At 67.9% G+C, this 17,878-nt stretch carries 14 protein-coding genes, 3 pseudogenes and 3 riboswitches; of the genes and pseudogenes, 9 read left to right on the top strand and 8 right to left on the bottom strand.

Features of this window, described 5'->3' with window-relative positions; genetic code table 11:
- The first annotated feature begins 118 nt into the window (after nt 1–118).
- On the top strand, nt 119–1,786 hold the full coding sequence (gene metE, locus K3M35_RS18690; RefSeq protein ID WP_259444217.1) for a 5-methyltetrahydropteroyltriglutamate--homocysteine S-methyltransferase: 1,668 nt from the start codon (nt 119–121) through the stop codon (nt 1,784–1,786).
- Between the two features lie 29 nt (nt 1,787–1,815).
- A complete protein-coding gene (locus K3M35_RS18685; protein WP_220666858.1) occupies nt 1,816–3,030 on the top strand; it encodes a cobalamin-independent methionine synthase II family protein in 1,215 nt (404 codons plus the stop codon).
- A 112-nt stretch (nt 3,031–3,142) separates the two neighbouring features.
- Here K3M35_RS18685 and K3M35_RS18680 read toward each other — a convergent pair.
- Nucleotides 3,143–3,391, bottom strand: a pseudogene (locus K3M35_RS18680) (citrate/2-methylcitrate synthase); the annotation flags it as partial.
- Nucleotides 3,392–3,393: 2 nt separating this feature from the next.
- Nucleotides 3,394–3,740, bottom strand: a pseudogene (locus K3M35_RS18675) (ABC transporter substrate-binding protein); the annotation flags it as partial.
- 55 nt (nt 3,741–3,795) lie between these two features.
- A riboswitch (cobalamin riboswitch) is annotated at nt 3,796–3,992 on the bottom strand.
- 48 nt (nt 3,993–4,040) lie between these two features.
- Between K3M35_RS18675 and K3M35_RS18670 the strand changes: the two are divergent.
- A complete protein-coding gene (locus K3M35_RS18670) occupies nt 4,041–4,757 on the top strand; it encodes a polysaccharide deacetylase family protein (protein WP_220666857.1) in 717 nt (238 codons plus the stop codon).
- Between the two features lie 70 nt (nt 4,758–4,827).
- Here the strand turns inward: K3M35_RS18670 and K3M35_RS18665 are convergent.
- Nucleotides 4,828–4,938, bottom strand: a pseudogene (locus K3M35_RS18665) (SDR family oxidoreductase); the annotation flags it as partial.
- Nucleotides 4,939–5,202: 264 nt separating this feature from the next.
- Here K3M35_RS18665 and K3M35_RS18660 point away from each other — a divergent pair.
- Nucleotides 5,203–5,736: a hypothetical protein gene (locus tag K3M35_RS18660; protein ID WP_006552961.1), complete on the top strand. Its 534-nt coding sequence runs from the start codon at nt 5,203–5,205 to the stop codon at nt 5,734–5,736.
- 1 nt (nt 5,737) lies between these two features.
- Here K3M35_RS18660 and K3M35_RS18655 read toward each other — a convergent pair whose 3' ends face one another.
- A complete protein-coding gene (locus K3M35_RS18655) occupies nt 5,738–6,538 on the bottom strand; it encodes an SDR family oxidoreductase (protein ID WP_019291067.1) in 801 nt (266 codons plus the stop codon).
- A 126-nt stretch (nt 6,539–6,664) separates the two neighbouring features.
- On the opposite strand from K3M35_RS18655, the gene K3M35_RS18650 reads away from it, so the two are divergent.
- Both K3M35_RS18650 and K3M35_RS18645 read left to right on the top strand, forming a co-directional pair.
- Nucleotides 6,665–6,802, top strand: a complete 138-nt coding sequence (locus K3M35_RS18650; protein WP_220666856.1) for a hypothetical protein — start codon at nt 6,665–6,667, stop codon at nt 6,800–6,802.
- 60 nt (nt 6,803–6,862) lie between these two features.
- Nucleotides 6,863–7,654 (top strand): class I SAM-dependent methyltransferase, encoded by a 792-nt coding sequence (locus K3M35_RS18645; protein ID WP_220666855.1) that lies wholly within the window; start codon nt 6,863–6,865, stop codon nt 7,652–7,654.
- Here the strand turns inward: K3M35_RS18645 and cobF are convergent.
- Both cobF and cobN read right to left on the bottom strand, forming a co-directional pair.
- Nucleotides 7,637–8,383, bottom strand: coding sequence for a precorrin-6A synthase (deacetylating) (gene cobF, locus K3M35_RS18640; RefSeq protein ID WP_071935610.1), 747 nt, complete (start codon nt 8,381–8,383; stop codon nt 7,637–7,639). The two genes, K3M35_RS18645 and cobF, sit on opposite strands and share 18 nt — an antisense overlap.
- Nucleotides 8,380–11,991, bottom strand: coding sequence for a cobaltochelatase subunit CobN (gene cobN, locus K3M35_RS18635; protein WP_220666854.1), 3,612 nt, complete (start codon nt 11,989–11,991; stop codon nt 8,380–8,382). Before cobN ends, cobF begins: the two co-directional genes overlap by 4 nt.
- A gap of 52 nt (nt 11,992–12,043) precedes the next feature.
- A riboswitch (cobalamin riboswitch) is annotated at nt 12,044–12,238 on the bottom strand.
- A gap of 37 nt (nt 12,239–12,275) precedes the next feature.
- On the opposite strand from cobN, the gene K3M35_RS18630 reads away from it, so the two are divergent.
- The 3 genes from K3M35_RS18630 to K3M35_RS18620 are packed head-to-tail and all read left to right on the top strand — an operon-like array spanning nt 12,276 to nt 15,546.
- On the top strand, nt 12,276–13,346 hold the full coding sequence (locus K3M35_RS18630; RefSeq protein ID WP_308257089.1) for a cobalamin biosynthesis protein CobG: 1,071 nt from the start codon (nt 12,276–12,278) through the stop codon (nt 13,344–13,346).
- Complete coding sequence (locus tag K3M35_RS18625; protein WP_006552968.1) at nt 13,343–13,993, top strand: precorrin-8X methylmutase; 651 nt, start codon at nt 13,343–13,345, stop codon at nt 13,991–13,993. The genes K3M35_RS18630 and K3M35_RS18625 overlap by 4 nt, the downstream gene beginning before the upstream one ends.
- Nucleotides 13,990–15,546 (top strand): precorrin-2 C(20)-methyltransferase, encoded by a 1,557-nt coding sequence (locus tag K3M35_RS18620; protein ID WP_039585528.1) that lies wholly within the window; start codon nt 13,990–13,992, stop codon nt 15,544–15,546. The genes K3M35_RS18625 and K3M35_RS18620 overlap by 4 nt, the downstream gene beginning before the upstream one ends.
- A gap of 102 nt (nt 15,547–15,648) precedes the next feature.
- Here the strand turns inward: K3M35_RS18620 and K3M35_RS18615 are convergent, their stop codons facing one another.
- Both K3M35_RS18615 and cbiE read right to left on the bottom strand, forming a co-directional pair.
- Nucleotides 15,649–16,410, bottom strand: a complete 762-nt coding sequence (locus tag K3M35_RS18615) for a cobalt-precorrin-4/precorrin-4 C(11)-methyltransferase (protein ID WP_006552970.1) — start codon at nt 16,408–16,410, stop codon at nt 15,649–15,651.
- Nucleotides 16,407–17,627, bottom strand: coding sequence for a precorrin-6y C5,15-methyltransferase (decarboxylating) subunit CbiE (gene cbiE / locus K3M35_RS18610; protein WP_220666853.1), 1,221 nt, complete (start codon nt 17,625–17,627; stop codon nt 16,407–16,409). Before cbiE ends, K3M35_RS18615 begins: the two co-directional genes overlap by 4 nt.
- 41 nt (nt 17,628–17,668) lie before the next feature.
- A riboswitch (cobalamin riboswitch) is annotated at nt 17,669–17,865 on the top strand.
- Nucleotides 17,866–17,878: the final 13 nt, after the last annotated feature.

Below are 17,878 nucleotides of genomic sequence, written 5' to 3'. Positions count from 1 at the left end.
ATGCTCGACTATCGGACTCCGGCCGAGGTCGAGACCGCCCACTACGCACAACCGCCAGCCGCTTCTGCGGCCTGAGAACTGAACACACGCTCAGCCTCAACAAAACTCGGGACTTGACATGCAGCTCGACGAACCGGTGTTGGTCCGCGATCTCGACGCACCTGCCCTCGATGCGATCGGACGGGTATACAACGCGCTGTCTCAGTCACAGAAGCGGCCGGCGATCCTCGTCGCGTCGTACTTCGGCAGCCTCGGGCCTGCGCTCGAGCGACTCGCACACACCGGAGTCGAAGGCCTCGCCGTCGACCTGGTAGCCGGTACCACCACCGGAATCGCAGGCCTGCCCGAGCTCGCCGACAAGCTCATCGTCGCCGGTGTCGTCGACGGCCGGAACGTATGGCGCACCGACCTCGAACAGGCATTGGCGACGCTGGCCACACTGCTCGGTTCCGCAGCCGACGTGGCGGTGTCGTCGTCGTACTCACTACTGCACGTGCCGTACACGATCGATGCAGAACCGGATCTCGACGAGTCGCTGCGCACGTGGTTGGCCTTCGGCGACGAGAAGGTCTCGGAGATAGTCACTCTCGCTACCGCTCTGCGTACGGGGCGCGACGCCGTCACCGACGAACTCGCCGCTGCCCGTACCGCCGCGCAGGTACGAGCGTCGGATCCGCGTCTACGCAACGATCGGGTGCGCGGTGTCCTCGCCTCGATCTCCACCGATCGCACCCGCACCCCCGCCGATCGACGGCGCGAGATCCAGCGTCGCCATCTCGATCTACCACTGCTGCCGACGACCACGATCGGCTCGTACCCGCAGACGACCCGCATCCGGGTGGCCCGTGCCGCGCTGCGCAACGGCGAGATCGACCACGGCGAGTACGTGCGACAGATGCGCGACGAGATCGCCGAAGTGGTTGCGCTGCAGGAGGAACTGGGACTCGATGTCCTGGTGCACGGCGAACCCGAGCGCAACGACATGGTGCAGTACTTCGCCGAGCAGCTCGACGGATTCTTCGCCACTGCCAACGGCTGGGTGCAGTCCTACGGCACGCGCTGTGTGCGGCCGCCGATCCTCTACGGCGACGTCGCCCGCCGCGGCCCGATGACCGTCGACTGGATCACCTACGCCCAGTCCCTCACCGACAAGCCGGTCAAGGGCATGCTCACCGGCCCGGTGACGATCCTGGCGTGGTCGTTCGTCCGCGACGATCAGCCGCTCGCCGAGACCGCCGACCAGATCGCGCTCGCGATCCGCGACGAGACGGTGGACCTGCAGGCCGCCGGGGTGCGCATCATCCAGGTCGATGAGCCTGCACTTCGTGAACTCCTGCCGCTGCGCGCGTCGGAACAGCCCGAGTATCTGAAGTGGGCGGTCGGTGCGTTCCGGTTGGCGACGTCCGGTGTCGCCGACTCCACGCAGATCCACACCCACCTGTGCTATTCGGAGTTCGGAGAGGTGATCGAGGCGATCGCCGAACTCGACGCCGATGTCACGTCCATCGAAGCGGCCCGCTCGCACATGGAGGTCCTCGACGATCTCGACGCCGTCGGCTTCGACCTCGGCGTGGGCCCCGGCGTGTACGACATCCATTCGCCGCGCGTCCCGAGCGAGGACGAGATCACAGCACTGTTGCGCAAGGCTCTGCAGGCAGTGCCCGCCGAGCGACTGTGGGTCAACCCGGACTGCGGGCTCAAGACCCGCGGTACGACGGAGGTCACGGCCTCACTGGCAAATCTCGTCACCGCTGCCGCCACCGTGCGTGCCGAGCTGAACCGATAACTACCGCACTACGAAGAAAGTCGTCGACAATGTCCACCCATATTCGCACCACCCATGCGGGAAGTCTCCCGCGCACCACGGCCCTCGTCGAAGCCAACCGAGCACGACGAGAAGCGGCAGACGGCTTCCGCCTCGATACCTCCGAGGAGTTCGCACAGTTGCTCGGCGACGAGGTGACCGCGCTGGTTCGGCGCCAGGTCGACCTCGGCATCTGCACTCCCGGCGACGGCGAGTACGGCAAGGCCATGTCCTCGACGGTCGATTACGGTGCCTGGTGGTCGTACTCGTTCCAGCGCCTGTCCGGTCTCCAGTTGACCGACGGAGGACCGTTCGGCAGTACACCGATCCGGTCGACACCCGGCAACGTGCGTCTGACCACCTTCCCCGACCGGCGCGACGGGACGCTGTTCGCTGAGGCCTACGGCGATCCCGACAGCGGGGTGTCGATCGGGAAGGAGGCACCCCTCTTCCCTACTGCGACCGGACCGGTCACCTATATCGGCCACGACGCCATCGCGTCGGACATCGCGAATCTGAAGTCCGCGCTGGCGGCCGCAGGGGTCGAGAACGGTTTCATGACTTCCTTGTCACCGGGTAGCGCCTCGCGGATCGGCAACGAGCACTACGCAACCGAGGAAGAATTCATCTGGGCATGCGCGGATGCCATGCGCGAGGAGTACAAAGCGATCATCGACGCCGGTCTGATCCTGCAGATCGACGACCCGTCCATCGCCGAGAACTGGGACCAGATCAACCCCGAGCCGACGGTCGAGGACTACCTGGCTTTCACCCGCATCCGGGTGGAAGCGCTGAACTACGCCCTGCGGGGTCTGCCCCAGGACCGGATCCGCTTCCATCTGTGCTGGGGCAGTTGGCACGGCCCGCACACCACCGATCTCGAGTTCGAGTACCTCGTCGAAACCATGCTCGACATCGACGCCGGGTCGTACTCGTTCGAGGCCGCCAACGTCCGTCACGAACACGAGTGGCGGGTGTGGGAGGACGTGAAGCTTCCCGACGGGAAGCAGATCGTGCCCGGCGTCATCAGCCACGCGACGAACGTCGTCGAACATCCCGAACTCGTGGCCGACCGCATCGAACGTTTCGCGAATCTCGTCGGTGCGGAGAATGTGGTCGCCTCCACCGACTGCGGACTCGGCGGACGCATTCATCCTCAGATCGCGTGGGCCAAGCTCGAATCCCTGGTCCGAGGCGCAGAGTTGGCGACGAAGCGCATCGCATGACATGACCGCAAACGATTGGGCCCGCAGCGTTGAACGCTGCGGGCCCGATCGGAAGCATCCCGGGGTCAGGAGACGGCGACGGAAATACCCCGGGATGCAGTTCGAGCGGGTGTCAGGCCACGATCGACCTCTGCGGCACCCCCGTGTATTCGCTCAGCGGACGGATGAGGGCGTTGGACTCACCTTGCTCGATGATGTGCGCAGTCCACCCGGTGATACGGCTCATGACGAAGATCGGGGTGAACACCTCGAGGTCGAAGCCCATCACGTGGTAGGCCGGCCCGGTGGGGAAGTCCGGATTCGGCTCGATGCCGGTGGCCTCGGCCATGGTCTTCTCGAGGATGTCGTACGTCTGCACCCACTATCCGGTTCCGTGTCGAGCACAACCTCGAAGGACGGCTTGTTGTCGGACAGACGCGGAACCTTCGCGTTCTCGTCGGCGAGATTCTCCCGAACGGGATCGGTCCAGGTCGCGGTGCCGACCACGCGGTCGGCGAGACCGAGCGACCGCAGGATCTCGGTGGATCCCTGATCAGGGACACCGCCCGCTGTGGTGGCGCGTCGATGGTGAGCGTCCTGCCGCAGTGCTCGATGGTGAGCGGGTAGACCGATGCCGCGGTGTCCTGTTCGACTGTCCCGGATGTGTCGTCACTCGACGAGCAACCGGAGACGGCCAACGCCGCCGCTAGCAGTGCGCCGGCTGCGCGCAGCGCCGAATTCCGCCCTTGCGGGCGGTCGATGTCGAATTGCTCATGTCCATCCTCGTGGGTCCTGCTTCGGCGACGCAGGTGTCCTGGCTCCCGGATCGACGCTCGCCCCGGCCTTCCAACCCCTGTGGGCCGTGACCATGCTATTGGGGGATCACTCCTCGGTGACAGTTGCGGGACAGCCACGGATTCGCACCGTTGTTCCCTACGTCGCTACGAACAGTGCAAGACCCGGCGTCGGTCCCGGAACCGCGCAACCGGGCGTCCTCCACCCATCGACACCGGATGAGGCACCATGTCCGAATGGCATCCCGCCGAAGAACCCTCGTCGTCGTATCCGCCGTGCTCGTGGTGCTGGTCGTCGTCGCCGTCGCGATCTTCCAGCTTTCGAACTCCCGCACCTTCCAGCTGTTCGGGGCACTCGTCCATAGGGTGGAGACACCCGAGAAGGTGGTCTCGCTGACCCTCGACGACGGCCCGAGCGTCCTCACCCCGCAGGTCCTGCAGACCCTCGAGGACGCCGACGTCCCCGCCACCTTCTACGTCACCGGCTCGGAACTCGAACAACGACCGGAGCTGGGCCGGGCCATCGTCGAGGCCGGGCACGAACTCGGTAATCACACCGCGACGCACCGCAGGATGATGCTCGTCGGCAGCGGCACGGTGGCCGAGGAGATCGAGCGCACCGACGCCGCGATCCGCGAGACCGGGTTCGACGGGGAGATCACCTTTCGCCCGCCCTACGGCAAGAAGCTCGTCGCGCTCCCCCGCTATCTCGACCAGCACGACCGGACCACCGTGATGTGGGACGTCGAACCGGATTCCGATGCGTCCGACACCGAGACGATCGTGCAGACCGCACTCGACGAGACCCGTCCCGGCTCGATCATCCTGCTGCACGTCATGTACTCCTCCCGGACAGCGTCGCTGGAGGCGATTCCCGGGATCGTCGACGGCTTGCGCGCCGAGGGCTACCGGTTCGTGACGGTGTCGGAATTGCTCGACATGCAGACCTCGTGAACTCCGGGGCGCGAAATGGTCATCGATGCGCGCTGTTACGCGCTCCGATGACCATCTCGCGCTCTGATTCTCAGGTGAACGGGACTCCGCCGGTGACGGCGATGGTCTCCCCGGTGATGTAGCTCGACTCCTGGGAGGCGAGGAAGACGTAGGCCGGGGCGAGTTCGGCGGGCTGGCCGGGGTAGGCGATCTCCGGTTGCTCCTCGAGCGGCGGAACGGGGTGCTGCTCTCCCGGGTGCTGCATGCGGTACTGGTCCTGGTCCGGCATTCTCGCCCTCCCTCGATCGGGTTCGTAAGGGGCGATACCCGGTGCACCATGGCGCCACACCGGCACCGCTCCGGACGCATGTGTCGGAGCATAATCGCAGGTGGACGACATGAGCGAGGTCACATCGGTGTGCGGCGCATAATGGCCACCCATGTGTCGGAACGGAGAGGTCGAGGCATGAGCGCGGACGGTACGAGCGCGGACCTGTCGGCCTATCGGAACGACTTCGCCCGGATCGAGAAGAAGGTCGCCGGGGAGTTCGACGCCGGTCGCCGCGGACGGGTCCTGGCGATCTGCGTCGTCGTCCTGACGGTGTGCATGGTGCTTCCGCAGACGTCGTCGGCGTGGTCGTGGACGGTCTTCGGTAGTTGGTTCGGCGACACCGCACCCGTGGCGGTGCCGCTGCGGATCTTCGCGGCCCTAGCCCTCGTGTTCGGGGTGGTGATCTCGACGCTGGCGTTGTGGCTGCGACGATGGAAGCTGGCGTCGCTCGCGATGCTCGGCTCGGGGCTGTCGTCGTTCTTCGGGCTGTTGGCGTACTGGTCGCAGGCGGGAATGATCACGAACGCTCCGCATCACCCGACCGTGGCGTTGGTCGCCGAATGGCTGGTGATGATCGTGATGACCTCGCAGTGGTTGCCGATCGTGCTGAGCCGGTCGCCGACGGACGTCCCGCCCCGGCCGCATCCGCTGCGGACCGGTCGCCGGTAGGTCAGCGCTCGACGAGCGAGCCCATCTTCTTCGCCAGGAACTCGATGCTGCGACGCGGCATGAGCCTGGCGAGCAGGTCGAGCATCGTCGCGTCCTTGCCGATGCACACCCGGAAGGTGCCCTTCTCGATCGCGTCGACGATCCTGCGGGCTGCCTCGGCGGACGAGGTGATCTTGACGGAGGCGTCAGTGCTGCGTCCCGGGATGGCGGCACCGGAGTTCTCGGCGATGCCGGTGCGGACGGCGCCTGGGAACACCAGCGTCACCGCGACCTTCGTCATGCGCAGTTCGGCGTACAGACCTTCGGTGAGCAGTTTGACCGCCGCCTTGCTCGCGCCGTAGACGGACTGGCCCGGCACCGGCACGAAGGCACCCATGCTCGACACGTTGAGCAGGCTCGCCTCGGGACGGCTCAGCAGCTCGGGGAGGAACGCCTTGCACATGTGCACGACACCCCAGTAGTTGACGTCGAGCACCTTGTTCATCTCGTCGTACGGCAGGTCCGCGAACGGGACGAACTTCTGGATGATGCCTGCGACGTTGGCGACGCCGTCAACCCGCCCGTGTGCTGCGGTCACCTCGGTCACCAGGGCTTCGACGGCGGCGCGATCGGAGACGTCGACCGTGTGGGTGGTGAGACGGTCGACATAGGCGTCCGCCAGAGCACGGGTGCCGTCGAGAGCCTCGGTGCGGAAGTCGATCGCCGCGACCCGCGCGCCACGCACGAGGAGTTCGAGGACGACATCGCGTCCGATCCCGTTGCCTCCACCGGTGACGACGAAAACCCTGTCACGGATCTGCATGCTGCCTCCTTGTGTCGTTGGGTCCAGTCAATCCGGTCCGGAGCACCGACGCCACCCCGAAGTGTGCGCGTGCACGTCTGCGGGTATCCGTCCGGACACGAGTCGGCCCAGCGTACGGAGGTAGAAGTGACGACGTCGAAGAAGAAGGACGACGAGGTGCGCAAGGACCCACCGGGGCCGGTCGATCACGGTCGCAACGGCGGCATGGCAACGCGGGAGAACGTTCCCGAGGTGGTCGAGCGCTCGGACGACGACGAGAAGTGATCTCGATCAGGACGATGTGAACGGCCACGAGGCCACCGATCGGGCCGATATGTTGGGCATATGCAGTTCGCCGGACCGGCCGAACAGTACAACCGTTTCATGGGCCGTTACGCAGCGACGCTCGCGCCCGCCTTGGCGGACGCGAGCGAGGTGAGGGCCGGGCATCGGGTCTGCGACGTGGGCTGCGGGCCGGGAGGGCTGACCCGTGAACTGGTCGGTCGGGTCGGCGCAGCGAACGTCGCGGCGATCGACCCGGCTCCCCAGTTCGCAGCGGCGTGCCGGCAGATAGCACCGGAGATCGACGTCCGCGTTGGGGTGGCCGAGAATCTGCCGTGGCCGGACGGAACGTTCGACGTCACCCTGGCGTCGCTGGTCCTCGGATTCATGAACGATCCCGAACTGGGCGTGCGCGAGATGGTGCGGGTGACCCGCCCGGGCGGCACCGTCGCCGCATGCATGTGGGACACCACGGCCGGCGGGATGGCGATGCTCCGCATCTTCTGGGCCGCGGTGGGAACGGTCGAGCCCGGGTCTCCGGGTGAGACGAGGTTGGCCGGTACCACCGAGGGCGACATCGCCGAGCGGTTCCGCCGTGCCGGTCTGGACGACGTGATCGGTGGTGCCCTGTCCGCACGCGCGGACTACGCCGATTTCTCCGACTTCTGGGAGCCCTTCACGTTCGGCGTAGGACCGGCCGGGCGGCACCTGGTGTCGATGCCCGAAAGGCACCGCGCTGCAGTACGTGCCGCCTGTCGTGATGCTCTTCCGTCGGGACCGTTCTCGCTCGACGCCCGCGCCTGGTACGCGCGGGGAACGGTTCCGGGCGACCCGAACTCATCCTCGTCGCAGTAGATAGGTGTCCATCACCCAGCCTCGGGCCCCCTTGGCCCGGGCACGAGCCTCCCGGATCGCCGGGAGCACCTCGGCGAGCGGGCCGGCGACGAGTTCTTCGTCGTCGGTCCCCAGATTCGCACCCCACCAGATGTTCCAGGCCCCGTCGAGGTCCGCGCAGGCGAGGCCGCCGTCGAGCATCACCACGATGTTCGACGCACCCGCTGCGACGTCCTGCACCAGCCTGCGACCGGTCGTGACGGTGATCGGCCCGCCGATGGTGTTGAGCACGAGACGATGTCGGGCCGCGAGCAGTTGCACGCTGCTGACCCCGGGGACGATGTCGTAGTCGAACCGGACCCTCCCGCGTTCGAGGATGCGTTCGACGACACGGATCGTGCTGTCGTACAGGCTCGGATCGCCCCAGACCAGGAAGCCGACGGTCTCGTTGTCTCCGATCCGGTCGAGCAGAACGGTCTCGTAGGCCTCGGCGCGGGCGGCGTGCCAGTCGCGTACCTCGTCGCCGTAGTGCGCCGGGTTACGGTCCCGGGGCGGGTCGGGCACCACGATCACCCGATGCGCACCGGAGGTGTGGCGGCGCAAGACCTCCTCGCGGACCGCCACGAGATCGTCCACGCCCCGCTTCTTGTCGGGCACGAGGAAGACGTCGACGCTCTCGAGCGCGTGCACTGCCGCAACCGTGAGATCGTCCGGGCCCCCGGGGCCGATCCCGATGAGCCGAACCCTCACCCCCGATCCTCGAGATCGCCCTCGACGTCGAGATAGGCATGCTGCAGTCTGTTCATCGTCTCGGGATCCGGTTCGGCCCACAGTCCGCGATCGGCCGCCTCGGTGAGCCGTTCGACGATCCCGCGCAACGCCCACGGATTCGCCTCGCGGAGGAACTGCTGGTTCTCGGGGTCGAGCGCGTAGTTCTGTGCGAGCGACTCGTACATCCAGTCCTCGACCACACCGGCAGTGGCGTCGTAGCCGAACAGGTAGTCGACGGTCGCGGCGAGTTCGAACGCACCCTTGTAACCGTGCCGGCGCATCGCACCGATCCACCGCGGGTTGACGACCCGGGCGCGGAAGACCCGTGCGGTCTCCTCCGCCAGTGATCGGGTGCGCACCGCATCGGGGGTGGTGGAGTCGCCGATGTACGCCTTCGGGTCGGTGCCCGTCAGCGCCCGCACCGTTGCGACCATGCCGCCGTGATACTGGAAGTAGTCGTCGGAGTCGGCGATGTCGTGTTCGCGGGTGTCGGTGTTCTTCGCCGCCACCGCGATCCGTCGGTAGTTCGCACGCATGTCGTCGGCGGCCGGAACACCGTGCAGCCCACGCCCGTAGGCGAAGCCACCCCAGGCGGTGTAGACCTCGGCGAGATCGGCGTCGGTGCGCCAATTGCCGGAGTCGATGAGTTGCAGGATGCCGGCCCCGTACGAGCCGGGCTTCGATCCGAAGATGCGCCGCACCGCACGGTCGGCGTCGCCGTGTTCCGCTTCGTCCCGCCGAGCGTGGGCTCGCACGTAGTTCTGCTCGTCGGGTTCGTCGAGGGCGGCGACCATGCGGATCGCGTCGTCGAGCATCCCGATGACGTGCGGGAACGCATCACGGAAGAAACCGGAGATGCGGACCGTGACGTCGATGCGGGGCCGGCCGAGTTCCTCGAGCGGGATCACGGTCAGTTCGCGCACCCGACGCGACTCGGCGTCCCATTCCGGCCGCACACCGATGAGTGCGAGCACTTCGGCGATGTCGTCGCCGGCGGTGCGCATCGCCGAGGTCCCCCACACCGACAGGCCGACCGACTGCGGGTACTCCCCCGTATCGGCGAGATACCGCTCGATCAGATTGTCCGCCAACGCGACACCCGTGTCGTAGGCAAGCCGGCTCGGGACTGCCTTCGGGTCGACGGTGTAGAAGTTGCGCCCGGTCGGCAGAACGTTGACCAGGCCGCGCAGGGGTGAGCCGGACGGACCGGCCGGGACGTATCCACCATCGAGTGCGTGCAGCACCGCGTCGAGTTCGGCCGTCGTGCCCGCGAGGCGGGGAACCACTTCGTCGGCAGCGAAGGTGAGCACCCTCGCGACCTCGGAATCAGGCTGGCCCAGCACGGTTTCGACGATGCGTGCAGATGATCCGGCGTTCCAGCCGTCGTCCTCCATGGCCTGCACGAGCGACCGCGCGACGCTCTCGACGGCATCGACCTCCTTCGACGGAGCATCCGACTTCAGCCCGAGTGCGGTGCGCAGACCCGGGACGGCGTTGCTCCTGCCGCCCCACACCTGCGCGGCTCGCAGTATCGACAGCACGAGATTCACTCGCGCCTCGCCGGTCGGCGCGGCACCGAGAACGTGCAGGCCGTCGCGGATCTGCGCGTCCTTGACCTCGCACAACCATCCATCGACGTGCAGCAGGAAGTCGTCGAACTCGGCGTCGTGCGGGCGGTCGTCGAGCCCGAGATCGTGATCGAGTTTCGCCGCCTGGATCAACGTCCAGATCTGCGCGCGGATCGCGGGCAGTTTCGCCGGGTCCATCGCGGCGATGTTGGAGTACTCGTCGAGCAGCTGCTCCAAACGAGCAATGTCGCCGTAGGATTCGGCGCGCGCCATGGGTGGGATGAGGTGGTCGACGATCGTCGCGTGGGCTCGGCGTTTGGCCTGTGCCCCTTCGCCCGGATCGTTGACGAGGAACGGGTAGATCAGCGGCAGGTTCCCGATCGCGGCGTCGGTCGCACAAGCGGCGGACAGACCCGCGTTCTTGCCCGGCAGCCACTCCATCGACCCGTGTTTGCCCAGGTGAACCACGGCGTCGGCACCGAAACCGTGCTCGACCCATTTGTAGGCGGCGAGATAGTGATGTGAGGGCGCCATGTCGGGATCGTGGTAGATCGCCACCGGATTCTCGCCGAATCCCCGGGGCGGCTGGATCATCAGCACCACGTTGCCGGCCTGCAGGGTCGCCAGCACGATCGCCTTGTCGCCACCGCTGCCGTCGACGAACAGCGACCCGGGCGCCGGGCCCCACGCCTCGCTCATCGCGTCGGTGAGCTCGGCAGGCAGGTCCTTCGTCCATGCCAGATAGTCGGATGTGCTCACCCGCACCGGGTTTCCGGCGACCTGATCGGCGGTGAGCCACTCCTCGTCCTGACCGCCCGCATCGATCAGGGCGTGGATGAGGGTGTTACCGGCTTCGGTGTCGTCCTCGACGTCCATGCCGGGGAAGCCGTCGCCGAGGTCGTATCCGGCCTCGCGCAGGGCGCGCAGCATGCGGATCGCCGACACCGGTGTGTCGAGACCGACGGCATTGCCGACGCGAGAATGCTTGGTGGGGTAGGCGGACAGCATGATCGCGATCCGGCGCTGCGCCGCCGGCACGTGCCGAAGCCGCGCGTGCGCGACCGCGATACCGGCCACACGGCGGCATCGTTCCGGGTCGGTGACGTAACGGGGCAGACCGTCGGCGCCGAGTTCCTTGAACGAGAACGGCACCGTGATGATGCGCCCGTCGAATTCGGGCACTGCGATCTGGGTGGCCGAATCCAACGGTGAAACACCGTCGTCGGACTCCGCCCAGGCATCGCGGCTCCAGGTCAGGCAGAGCGCCTGCAGGATCGGGATGTCGAGCGCAGCGAGCGCCCCGACGTCCCACGCCTCGTCCTCACCTCCCGCGCTCACGGTGGCGGGCTTGGTTCCGCCGGCCGCGAGCACCGTCACGACGAGCGCATCCAGGGTGCCGAGTTCGGCGAGCAGATCCTCGGACGCTCCCCGCAACGAGGCGCAGTGGATCACGACGCCGCGGGCCCTGCCGGTCGCGTCGATCGCGTCGGCGAGATCGTGCGCGAACTGCACGTTTCCGCTGGTGTGGTGGGCGCGGTAGAACAACACGCCCACACGGGGCAACTCTTCGCCCGCCGGCCTCGCAGGCCGGTCGAGCACGCCCCATTCGGGCAGTTCGGCAGGCGGTTCGAAGCCTTCACCGCCGAGCAGCACGGTGTCGGTGAGGAAGGCATGGAGCTGCGCGAGGTTGGCGGGACCGCCGTACGCGAGATAGCGGTGAGCCTCGGCGGCGATGCCGATCGGCACCGTCGAATGCCCCATGAGCTCGGCGTCCGGGGTCTGTTCACCACCGAGAACGACGACCGGGACGCCGGTCGCGAGCACGGTGTCGAGCCCGTCGCGCCAACTGCGCGCGGACCCCAGGATCCGCACGACGACCAGGTGCGATCCGCTGAGCAGACCGGGCAGTTCGGTGGACACGTCGAGGCGGGACGGGTTACCCAGCGCCCACTCGACATCGCTCGACCGAGCCGACAGCAGGTCGGTGTCGGACGTCGACAACAAAGTCAGGCGCGTCACGACGCAACCCGAAAACACAGGCGTACAGCCATGTTCAGTCTCCAAAACCCTCGTGGACCTCACGTGCCGTGGCCGGTCTCCTGGCTGACGGGTCGTCGCTGCTCCACCGACCTTCCCGGACCGAGATCCAGTGGCCTCCACACCGGCGGACCGGTACGGACGAGGGCGAGCAACTATCCGCTCACAGTGGCGAGGGCCGCGCCGGTTTCCCACCGGCTTCCCGAGCACCACGGCAAACCGAGAGTAGCGCACCCGGCCGGAAAGGTGTGCAACCATGTGCGTCCGTGGATGCTCTGCCACCCCCTCTCCCTCCCGATCGGTGCCCCGGAATCCTTCGCCCGCATGTCGCGGCGGACGGCGCGCTGGTGCGGCTCCGCGTGCCCGGAGGGCAGGTACCCGACGGGGCGCTCCGAGCACTGTCGAACGCATCGACCGCCTACGCCGACGGCGACGTCCACCTGACGTCGCGAGGGAACCTGCAGCTCAGAGGTATCGACCTCGACGAGTGCGGTGCCGTCCCCGCGGGACTGGCCGACGCCGTCACGGCGGCCGGGCTGCTGCCCTCGGCGAGCCACGAACGGGTGCGGAACATCGTCGCGTCGCCGCTGTCGGGACTCGTGGGTGGACTCACCGACGTCCGGCCTCTCGTCCGCGATCTCGACGCCGGACTGTGCGCCGATCCGGTCCTCGCCGATCTGCCCGGCCGGTTCCTGTTCGGCCTCGACGACGGCCGCGGCGACGTCGCGACGCTGCGGTGCGACCTCACCGCTGTCGCACTCGACGACGGGACCGCACGCATCGTCGTGGGTGGACTCGACGGGCCGACGGTGCGGCTCACCCAGGTTCCCGAGATGCTCCTGCGCCAGGCCCGCCGGTTCGTCGAGATTCGCGAGTCGGTGTGGCACGTGCGTCAACTCCCGCGTGCGGGAGCGGAACTCGGTGGCACCGATCCCGCTCCGCGGCCACCGGCCTTCACGATGCCGTACGGCATGCTCGGCGATGCGGTGTCGGTGCTGGTCCCCCTGGGAATCCTCACCCCCGCCATGGTTGCTGCGCTGCCCGATCGAGGTGTGGTCGTCACGCCCTGGCGCGGCCTGATACTCCCGTCCGCGTCGGATCTCGTCGCGCTTCGCGAGACCGGCTTCGAGACGGCCCCGGATTCGGCGTGGCAGCGGGTGACAGCGTGCACGGGAGCGCCCGGGTGTAGCCTCGCCGAAGGTGACACCCGAGCGCTGGCTCGCCGGATCGTCGCCGGAAATACCACCGATCCCCGAATTCACGTCGCCGGATGCGAGCGCGTCTGCGGCGCACCACACTCGCCTCACCGCGTCGTTCTTGCCAGGAGCACCCCGTGACCCTTCGACCTCCCCCGCGTCGGTACGACTACGTCACCGACGGCGCCGCGATCTACGTCCGGTCGTTCGCGACGATCCGCAGCGAGTCGGATCTGTCCGCGATTCCTGCGAGTGCGGAGAAGGTCGCGGTCCGGATGATCCATGCAAGCGGACAGACCGATCTGGCACGGGACCTCGTCATCCATCCCGATCTTGTTCCGGCCGCGCGCACTGCACTGAACTCAGGTGCTCCGATCCTCACGGATGCGAACATGGTGGCCTCCGGGGTCACCCGTACGCGCCTGCCTGCCGACAACGACGTGATGTGTCTGCTCGCCGACCCGCGTGTCCCCGAACTCGCCGAACGTTGGGGCACGACCCGCTCCGCGGCGGCGGTGTCACTGTGGGCCGACCGCCTCGAGGGGGCTGTCGTTGCGATCGGCAATGCCCCGACCGCCCTGTTCCACCTGCTCGAGATGCTCGACGACGGCGCCCCGCGACCGGCGGCGATCGTCGGTGTTCCCGTCGGCTTCATCGGCGCCGCGGAGTCGAAGGAGGCGCTGCTCGACCATCGGCTGCAGATCCCCCATCTGGTGGTCCGGGGACGCCGCGGCGGGTCGGCGATGGCGTCGTCCGCGATCAATGCACTTGCGCAGGAGAAGGAATGAGCGAGATGGTGTCAGGCAGGTTCTACGGCGTGGGTCTCGGCCCCGGCGATCCCGAACTCATCACACGCAAGGCTGCGCGGCTGATCGCCGAAGCGGACGTCCTCGCGTACTACTCCGGTACGCACGGCCGCTCCATCGCCCGATCGATCGCCGCCGATCTGATCCCTGACGGCGTGATCGAGGAACTGCTGGTGTACCCGGTGACGACGGGCACCATCGATCACCCGGGCGGCTACGACGGTGCGATCGCCGATTTCTACGACGAGTCCGCCGCCCGGTTGGCCGTCCACCTCGACGCGGGACGCACTGTCGTCGTGCTCTGCGAGGGCGACCCTCTGTTCTACGGCTCGTACATGTACCTGCACGACCGCCTCGCTCCGCGATATCCGACGGAGGTGGTGCCAGGGGTGACCTCGGTGTCCGCCGCCTCTGCTGCAGCCGCCGAACCGATGGTGCGGCGCACCGACGTCCTCACCATCCTGCCCGGCACACTGCCCGCCCCGGAGCTCGCACGGCGACTCGCCGACACCGACGGTGCGGCGATCATGAAGCTGGGCAGGACGTTTCCCTCCGTCCGGGAGGCTCTCGCCCAGTCCGGGCGCCTCGACGGTGCCGTCTATGTCGAACGCGCGTCGATGGATCGGCAACGCATCCTTCCGGTCGCCGAGGTCGACGCCGACGCGGTGCCGTACTTCTCGGTGATCCTCACCGCCGGTGATCGCTCTCCGACGAATCGGTCGGTCGCCGACCGATCGCGGCCGTCCGTCGCGGTCGAGGCGACACATCCGGACGCGAACGAACTGCTCGTCGTCGGGTTGGGCCCGGCGGACGAGAAGTGGCTGACCCCCGAGGCCGCCGACGCACTCGCACAGGTCGATCACGTCGTCGGATACGGACCGTATGTCGATCGCGTCCCGGTACGTCCCGGCCTGCACCGTCATTCCAGCGGCAACACCGTCGAGGTGGACCGCGCGCGATTCGCTCTCGACCTCGCCCTGGCGGGTGAGAAGGTCGCCGTTGTCTCCGGCGGTGATGCCGGGGTGTTCGGCATGGCGTCGGCGGTGTTCGAGGCCGCGCAGGACGAGACATACGCGTCGGTGCCGATCCGCGTCCTGCCGGGGGTCTCCGCGGTGCAGGCCGTCGCGGCGCGTGCCGGCGCCCCGATCGGCGGCGACTTCGCGGTGATGAGCCTGTCGGATCGACTCAAGCCGTGGGACGTGATCGAGAAGCGGCTGGCAGCGGTGTCCGAGGCCGATCTCGTCCTGGGCATCTACAACCCGGCGTCGCGGTCTCGGACGACGCAGGTCGCAGACGCGAAAACGGTACTGCTGAAGCATCGTCCGGCCGACACCGTCGTCGTGATCGGGCGCGATGTGGGACGGTCCGGCGAGTCGCTCGAGGTCACGACACTCGAGAAGCTCGATCCGGCGAGCATCGACATGAAGTGCCTGCTCATCGTCGGCGCTGCGGGCACCTTCGTGATGCCTTCGGGTGCGGTGTGGACGAAACGGTCGGTCGGCGGTCGCCATTCGGGATCCTCGACAACCGTTTGACTGCGGTGTTCACCCGCGGGTTGTCAACAGGTTCGCGCGGTGAACCGGGGTTCGCCACTGTTGCAACCGGGGCGAACCCCGGTTCGGCGCGCGAGGATGGAGCTATCCGAGACCGGCGCGCTCGCGGGAAGGGTCGTAGAGGTGTGAACAGGCCACATCCGGCCGTTCACGCACGCCGAGAGCGTGTCCGACGACGATCACCGCGGTGTGCTTCAGTCCCGCCGCCTCGACACCGTCGGCGATGTCGGCGAGGGTGCCGCGCAGCACGACCTGGTTCGGTCGCGACGCGAACGCGACCACCGCGACGGGGCAATCGGCGCCGTATTCGGCAGTGAGTTCTTCGGCAAGGACGCGGATGCGGGTGATCGCCAGGTGCAGGACGAGACTCGCCCGGATTCCTGCGACCCGCGCCAGAGCCTCGCTGTCGGGCATCGCCGTCGATCGGGCCTGCGTGCGGGTCAGCACGACCGTCTGCACGAGTTCGGGGACCGTCAGCTCGGTACCGAGTGCCGCCGCGGCCGCGGCGTAGGCGGGCACACCGGGTGTGACGTCCCACGGCACGCCCGCGGCGTCGAGCCGTCGCGTCTGCTCGGTGAGCGCCGAGTACAGCGACGGGTCGCCGGAGCACAGCCGCACGGCGTCGAGCCCGCGCCGGTGCGCGTCGACGAGATGCGCGGTGATCTCGTCGAGGTCCAGGTGTTGCGTGTCGACCAGTTCGGCGTCGTCACGACAGTGCGAGAGCGTGTCGGCATCGAGATAGGTACCGGCGTACAGCACGACCGGGACCTCGCGCAGCAAATTCACCGCTCGCAGCGTGAGCAGGTCGGCCGCTCCGGGTCCGGATCCTACGAAATGGACGGTCATCGTTCGCCTTTCACTGCGCTCCATTGCACGACCGGTCGCTGCGCACGCCAGCCGGTGAATGTTCCTATGGGATCTGCGTGTTCGACGGACAGACGGGTGAGTTCACCGCCGTGCGTCTTCCACCACTGCACCAGGACCGCCTCGGTCTCCAGCGTCACCGCGTGCGCGACGAGCCGACCGCCGGGAGGCAATGCGTCCCAACACGTGTCGAGCACACCCTCGCGACTTCCTCCCCCGCCCACGAAGATCGCATCGGGCGTCGGGAGTCCGACGAGCGCGGCAGGTGCAGCACCTCGGACGATGCGCACGATCGACGGCACACCCAACGCGGCGGCATTGCGTTCGATCGCGCCGGCGCGCCGCTCGTCCTTCTCGATCGCGAGAGTACGACAGCGCGGATCGGTTCGCGCCCATTCGATTCCGACGGACCCGGCTCCCGCACCGACGTCCCACAGCAACTCGCCCGGTCGCGGTGCGAGTGCGCACACCGCCGCGAGGCGTACGGTCCGCTTGCTGAGCTGCCCGTCGTGCTCGAACAGGGAGTCGTCGAGACCGGGCAGCACCGACAACCCGGCGGGTCCGTCGACCTCGACGCACATCAGACTCAGAGACCGGACGCCCGTATCGGTCAGATGGGCCGCCTTCGCATCGATCCGGGACTCGTCCGCAGCACCGAGATGCGACAACACCGCGACCCGTGAGTTCCCGAAACCGGCGGCCTCCAGGAGCATCGCAACATCCGCGACACGTGCACCGTCGACGAGGACGACGAGTTTGCGTCCGCGCGTCAGAACTCTGCGCAGAGCATCGATCTCGCGACCCACGACGGTGATCGTCTCGCACTCCTCCGCGGACCAGCCCATGCGTGCACGGGCAAGTGCCACCGACGAGATCGCCGGGATCACCTCCACGGCGTCGCCTCCGAGGCGTCGGATCAGCGTGGTGCCGATCCCGGAGACCAGCGGATCACCGGATGCGAGCGCGACGACGTCCTTGCCGGCGTGCCGGTCGAGGAGGTCGTCGAGCCCGGACGGGAGCGGCGACGGCCACTCCTCGCGCACCGCTGTGCCGGCGGGAACCAGGTCGAGGTGGCGCCGGCCGCCGAGCAGGACCTCGGCCGCGAGAATCCGCTCCCGGACGGTGGACGGCACACCGGACCATCCGTCCGCCCCGATTCCGACAACGGTGATGCCTGTCGTCTGTCGTATCGGTCCCATGGCGGTGAACCATAGCCCACGCGCCATGGCCTAGACTCGGCCGTGGCAAGGCGATCGAAGGTGCCCCTCACGGGGATAATCGGGAAGCCGGTGAGAATCCGGCACAGGCCCGCTGCGGTGACCCGGGAGTCGTCGATCACGCGCATCCGCGCAGCCACTGGACCGTCCGGTCCGGGAAGGCGATCGCACGGCGTCCGACCGGGAAGTCCGAATACCGGCCTTCGAACAGCTTGCCGCGAAAAACATCCCAG

The sequence above is a fragment of the Rhodococcus sp. DMU2021 genome (assembly GCF_019641445.1).
GTDB classification, from domain to species: domain Bacteria; phylum Actinomycetota; class Actinomycetes; order Mycobacteriales; family Mycobacteriaceae; genus Rhodococcus; species Rhodococcus pyridinivorans.
Note: the sequence above shows the minus strand (reverse complement) of the source record. Positions and strands in the feature narration are given on the sequence as shown.

Excerpts from the sequence above, each read along its gene's own strand:
- metE (WP_259444217.1), top strand. The coding sequence starts at position 119 with ATGCAGCTCGACGAACCGGTGTTGGTCCGCGATCTCGACGCACCTGCC.
- K3M35_RS18685 (WP_220666858.1), top strand. The coding sequence starts at position 1,816 with ATGTCCACCCATATTCGCACCACCCATGCGGGAAGTCTCCCGCGCACC.
- K3M35_RS18670 (WP_220666857.1), top strand. The coding sequence starts at position 4,041 with ATGGCATCCCGCCGAAGAACCCTCGTCGTCGTATCCGCCGTGCTCGTG.
- K3M35_RS18660 (WP_006552961.1), top strand. The coding sequence starts at position 5,203 with ATGAGCGCGGACGGTACGAGCGCGGACCTGTCGGCCTATCGGAACGAC.
- K3M35_RS18655 (WP_019291067.1), bottom strand. The coding sequence starts at position 6,538 with ATGCAGATCCGTGACAGGGTTTTCGTCGTCACCGGTGGAGGCAACGGG.
- K3M35_RS18645 (WP_220666855.1), top strand. The coding sequence starts at position 6,863 with ATGCAGTTCGCCGGACCGGCCGAACAGTACAACCGTTTCATGGGCCGT.
- K3M35_RS18620 (WP_039585528.1), top strand. The coding sequence starts at position 13,990 with ATGAGCGAGATGGTGTCAGGCAGGTTCTACGGCGTGGGTCTCGGCCCC.
- K3M35_RS18615 (WP_006552970.1), bottom strand. The coding sequence starts at position 16,410 with ATGACCGTCCATTTCGTAGGATCCGGACCCGGAGCGGCCGACCTGCTC.
- cbiE (WP_220666853.1), bottom strand. The coding sequence starts at position 17,627 with ATGGGACCGATACGACAGACGACAGGCATCACCGTTGTCGGAATCGGG.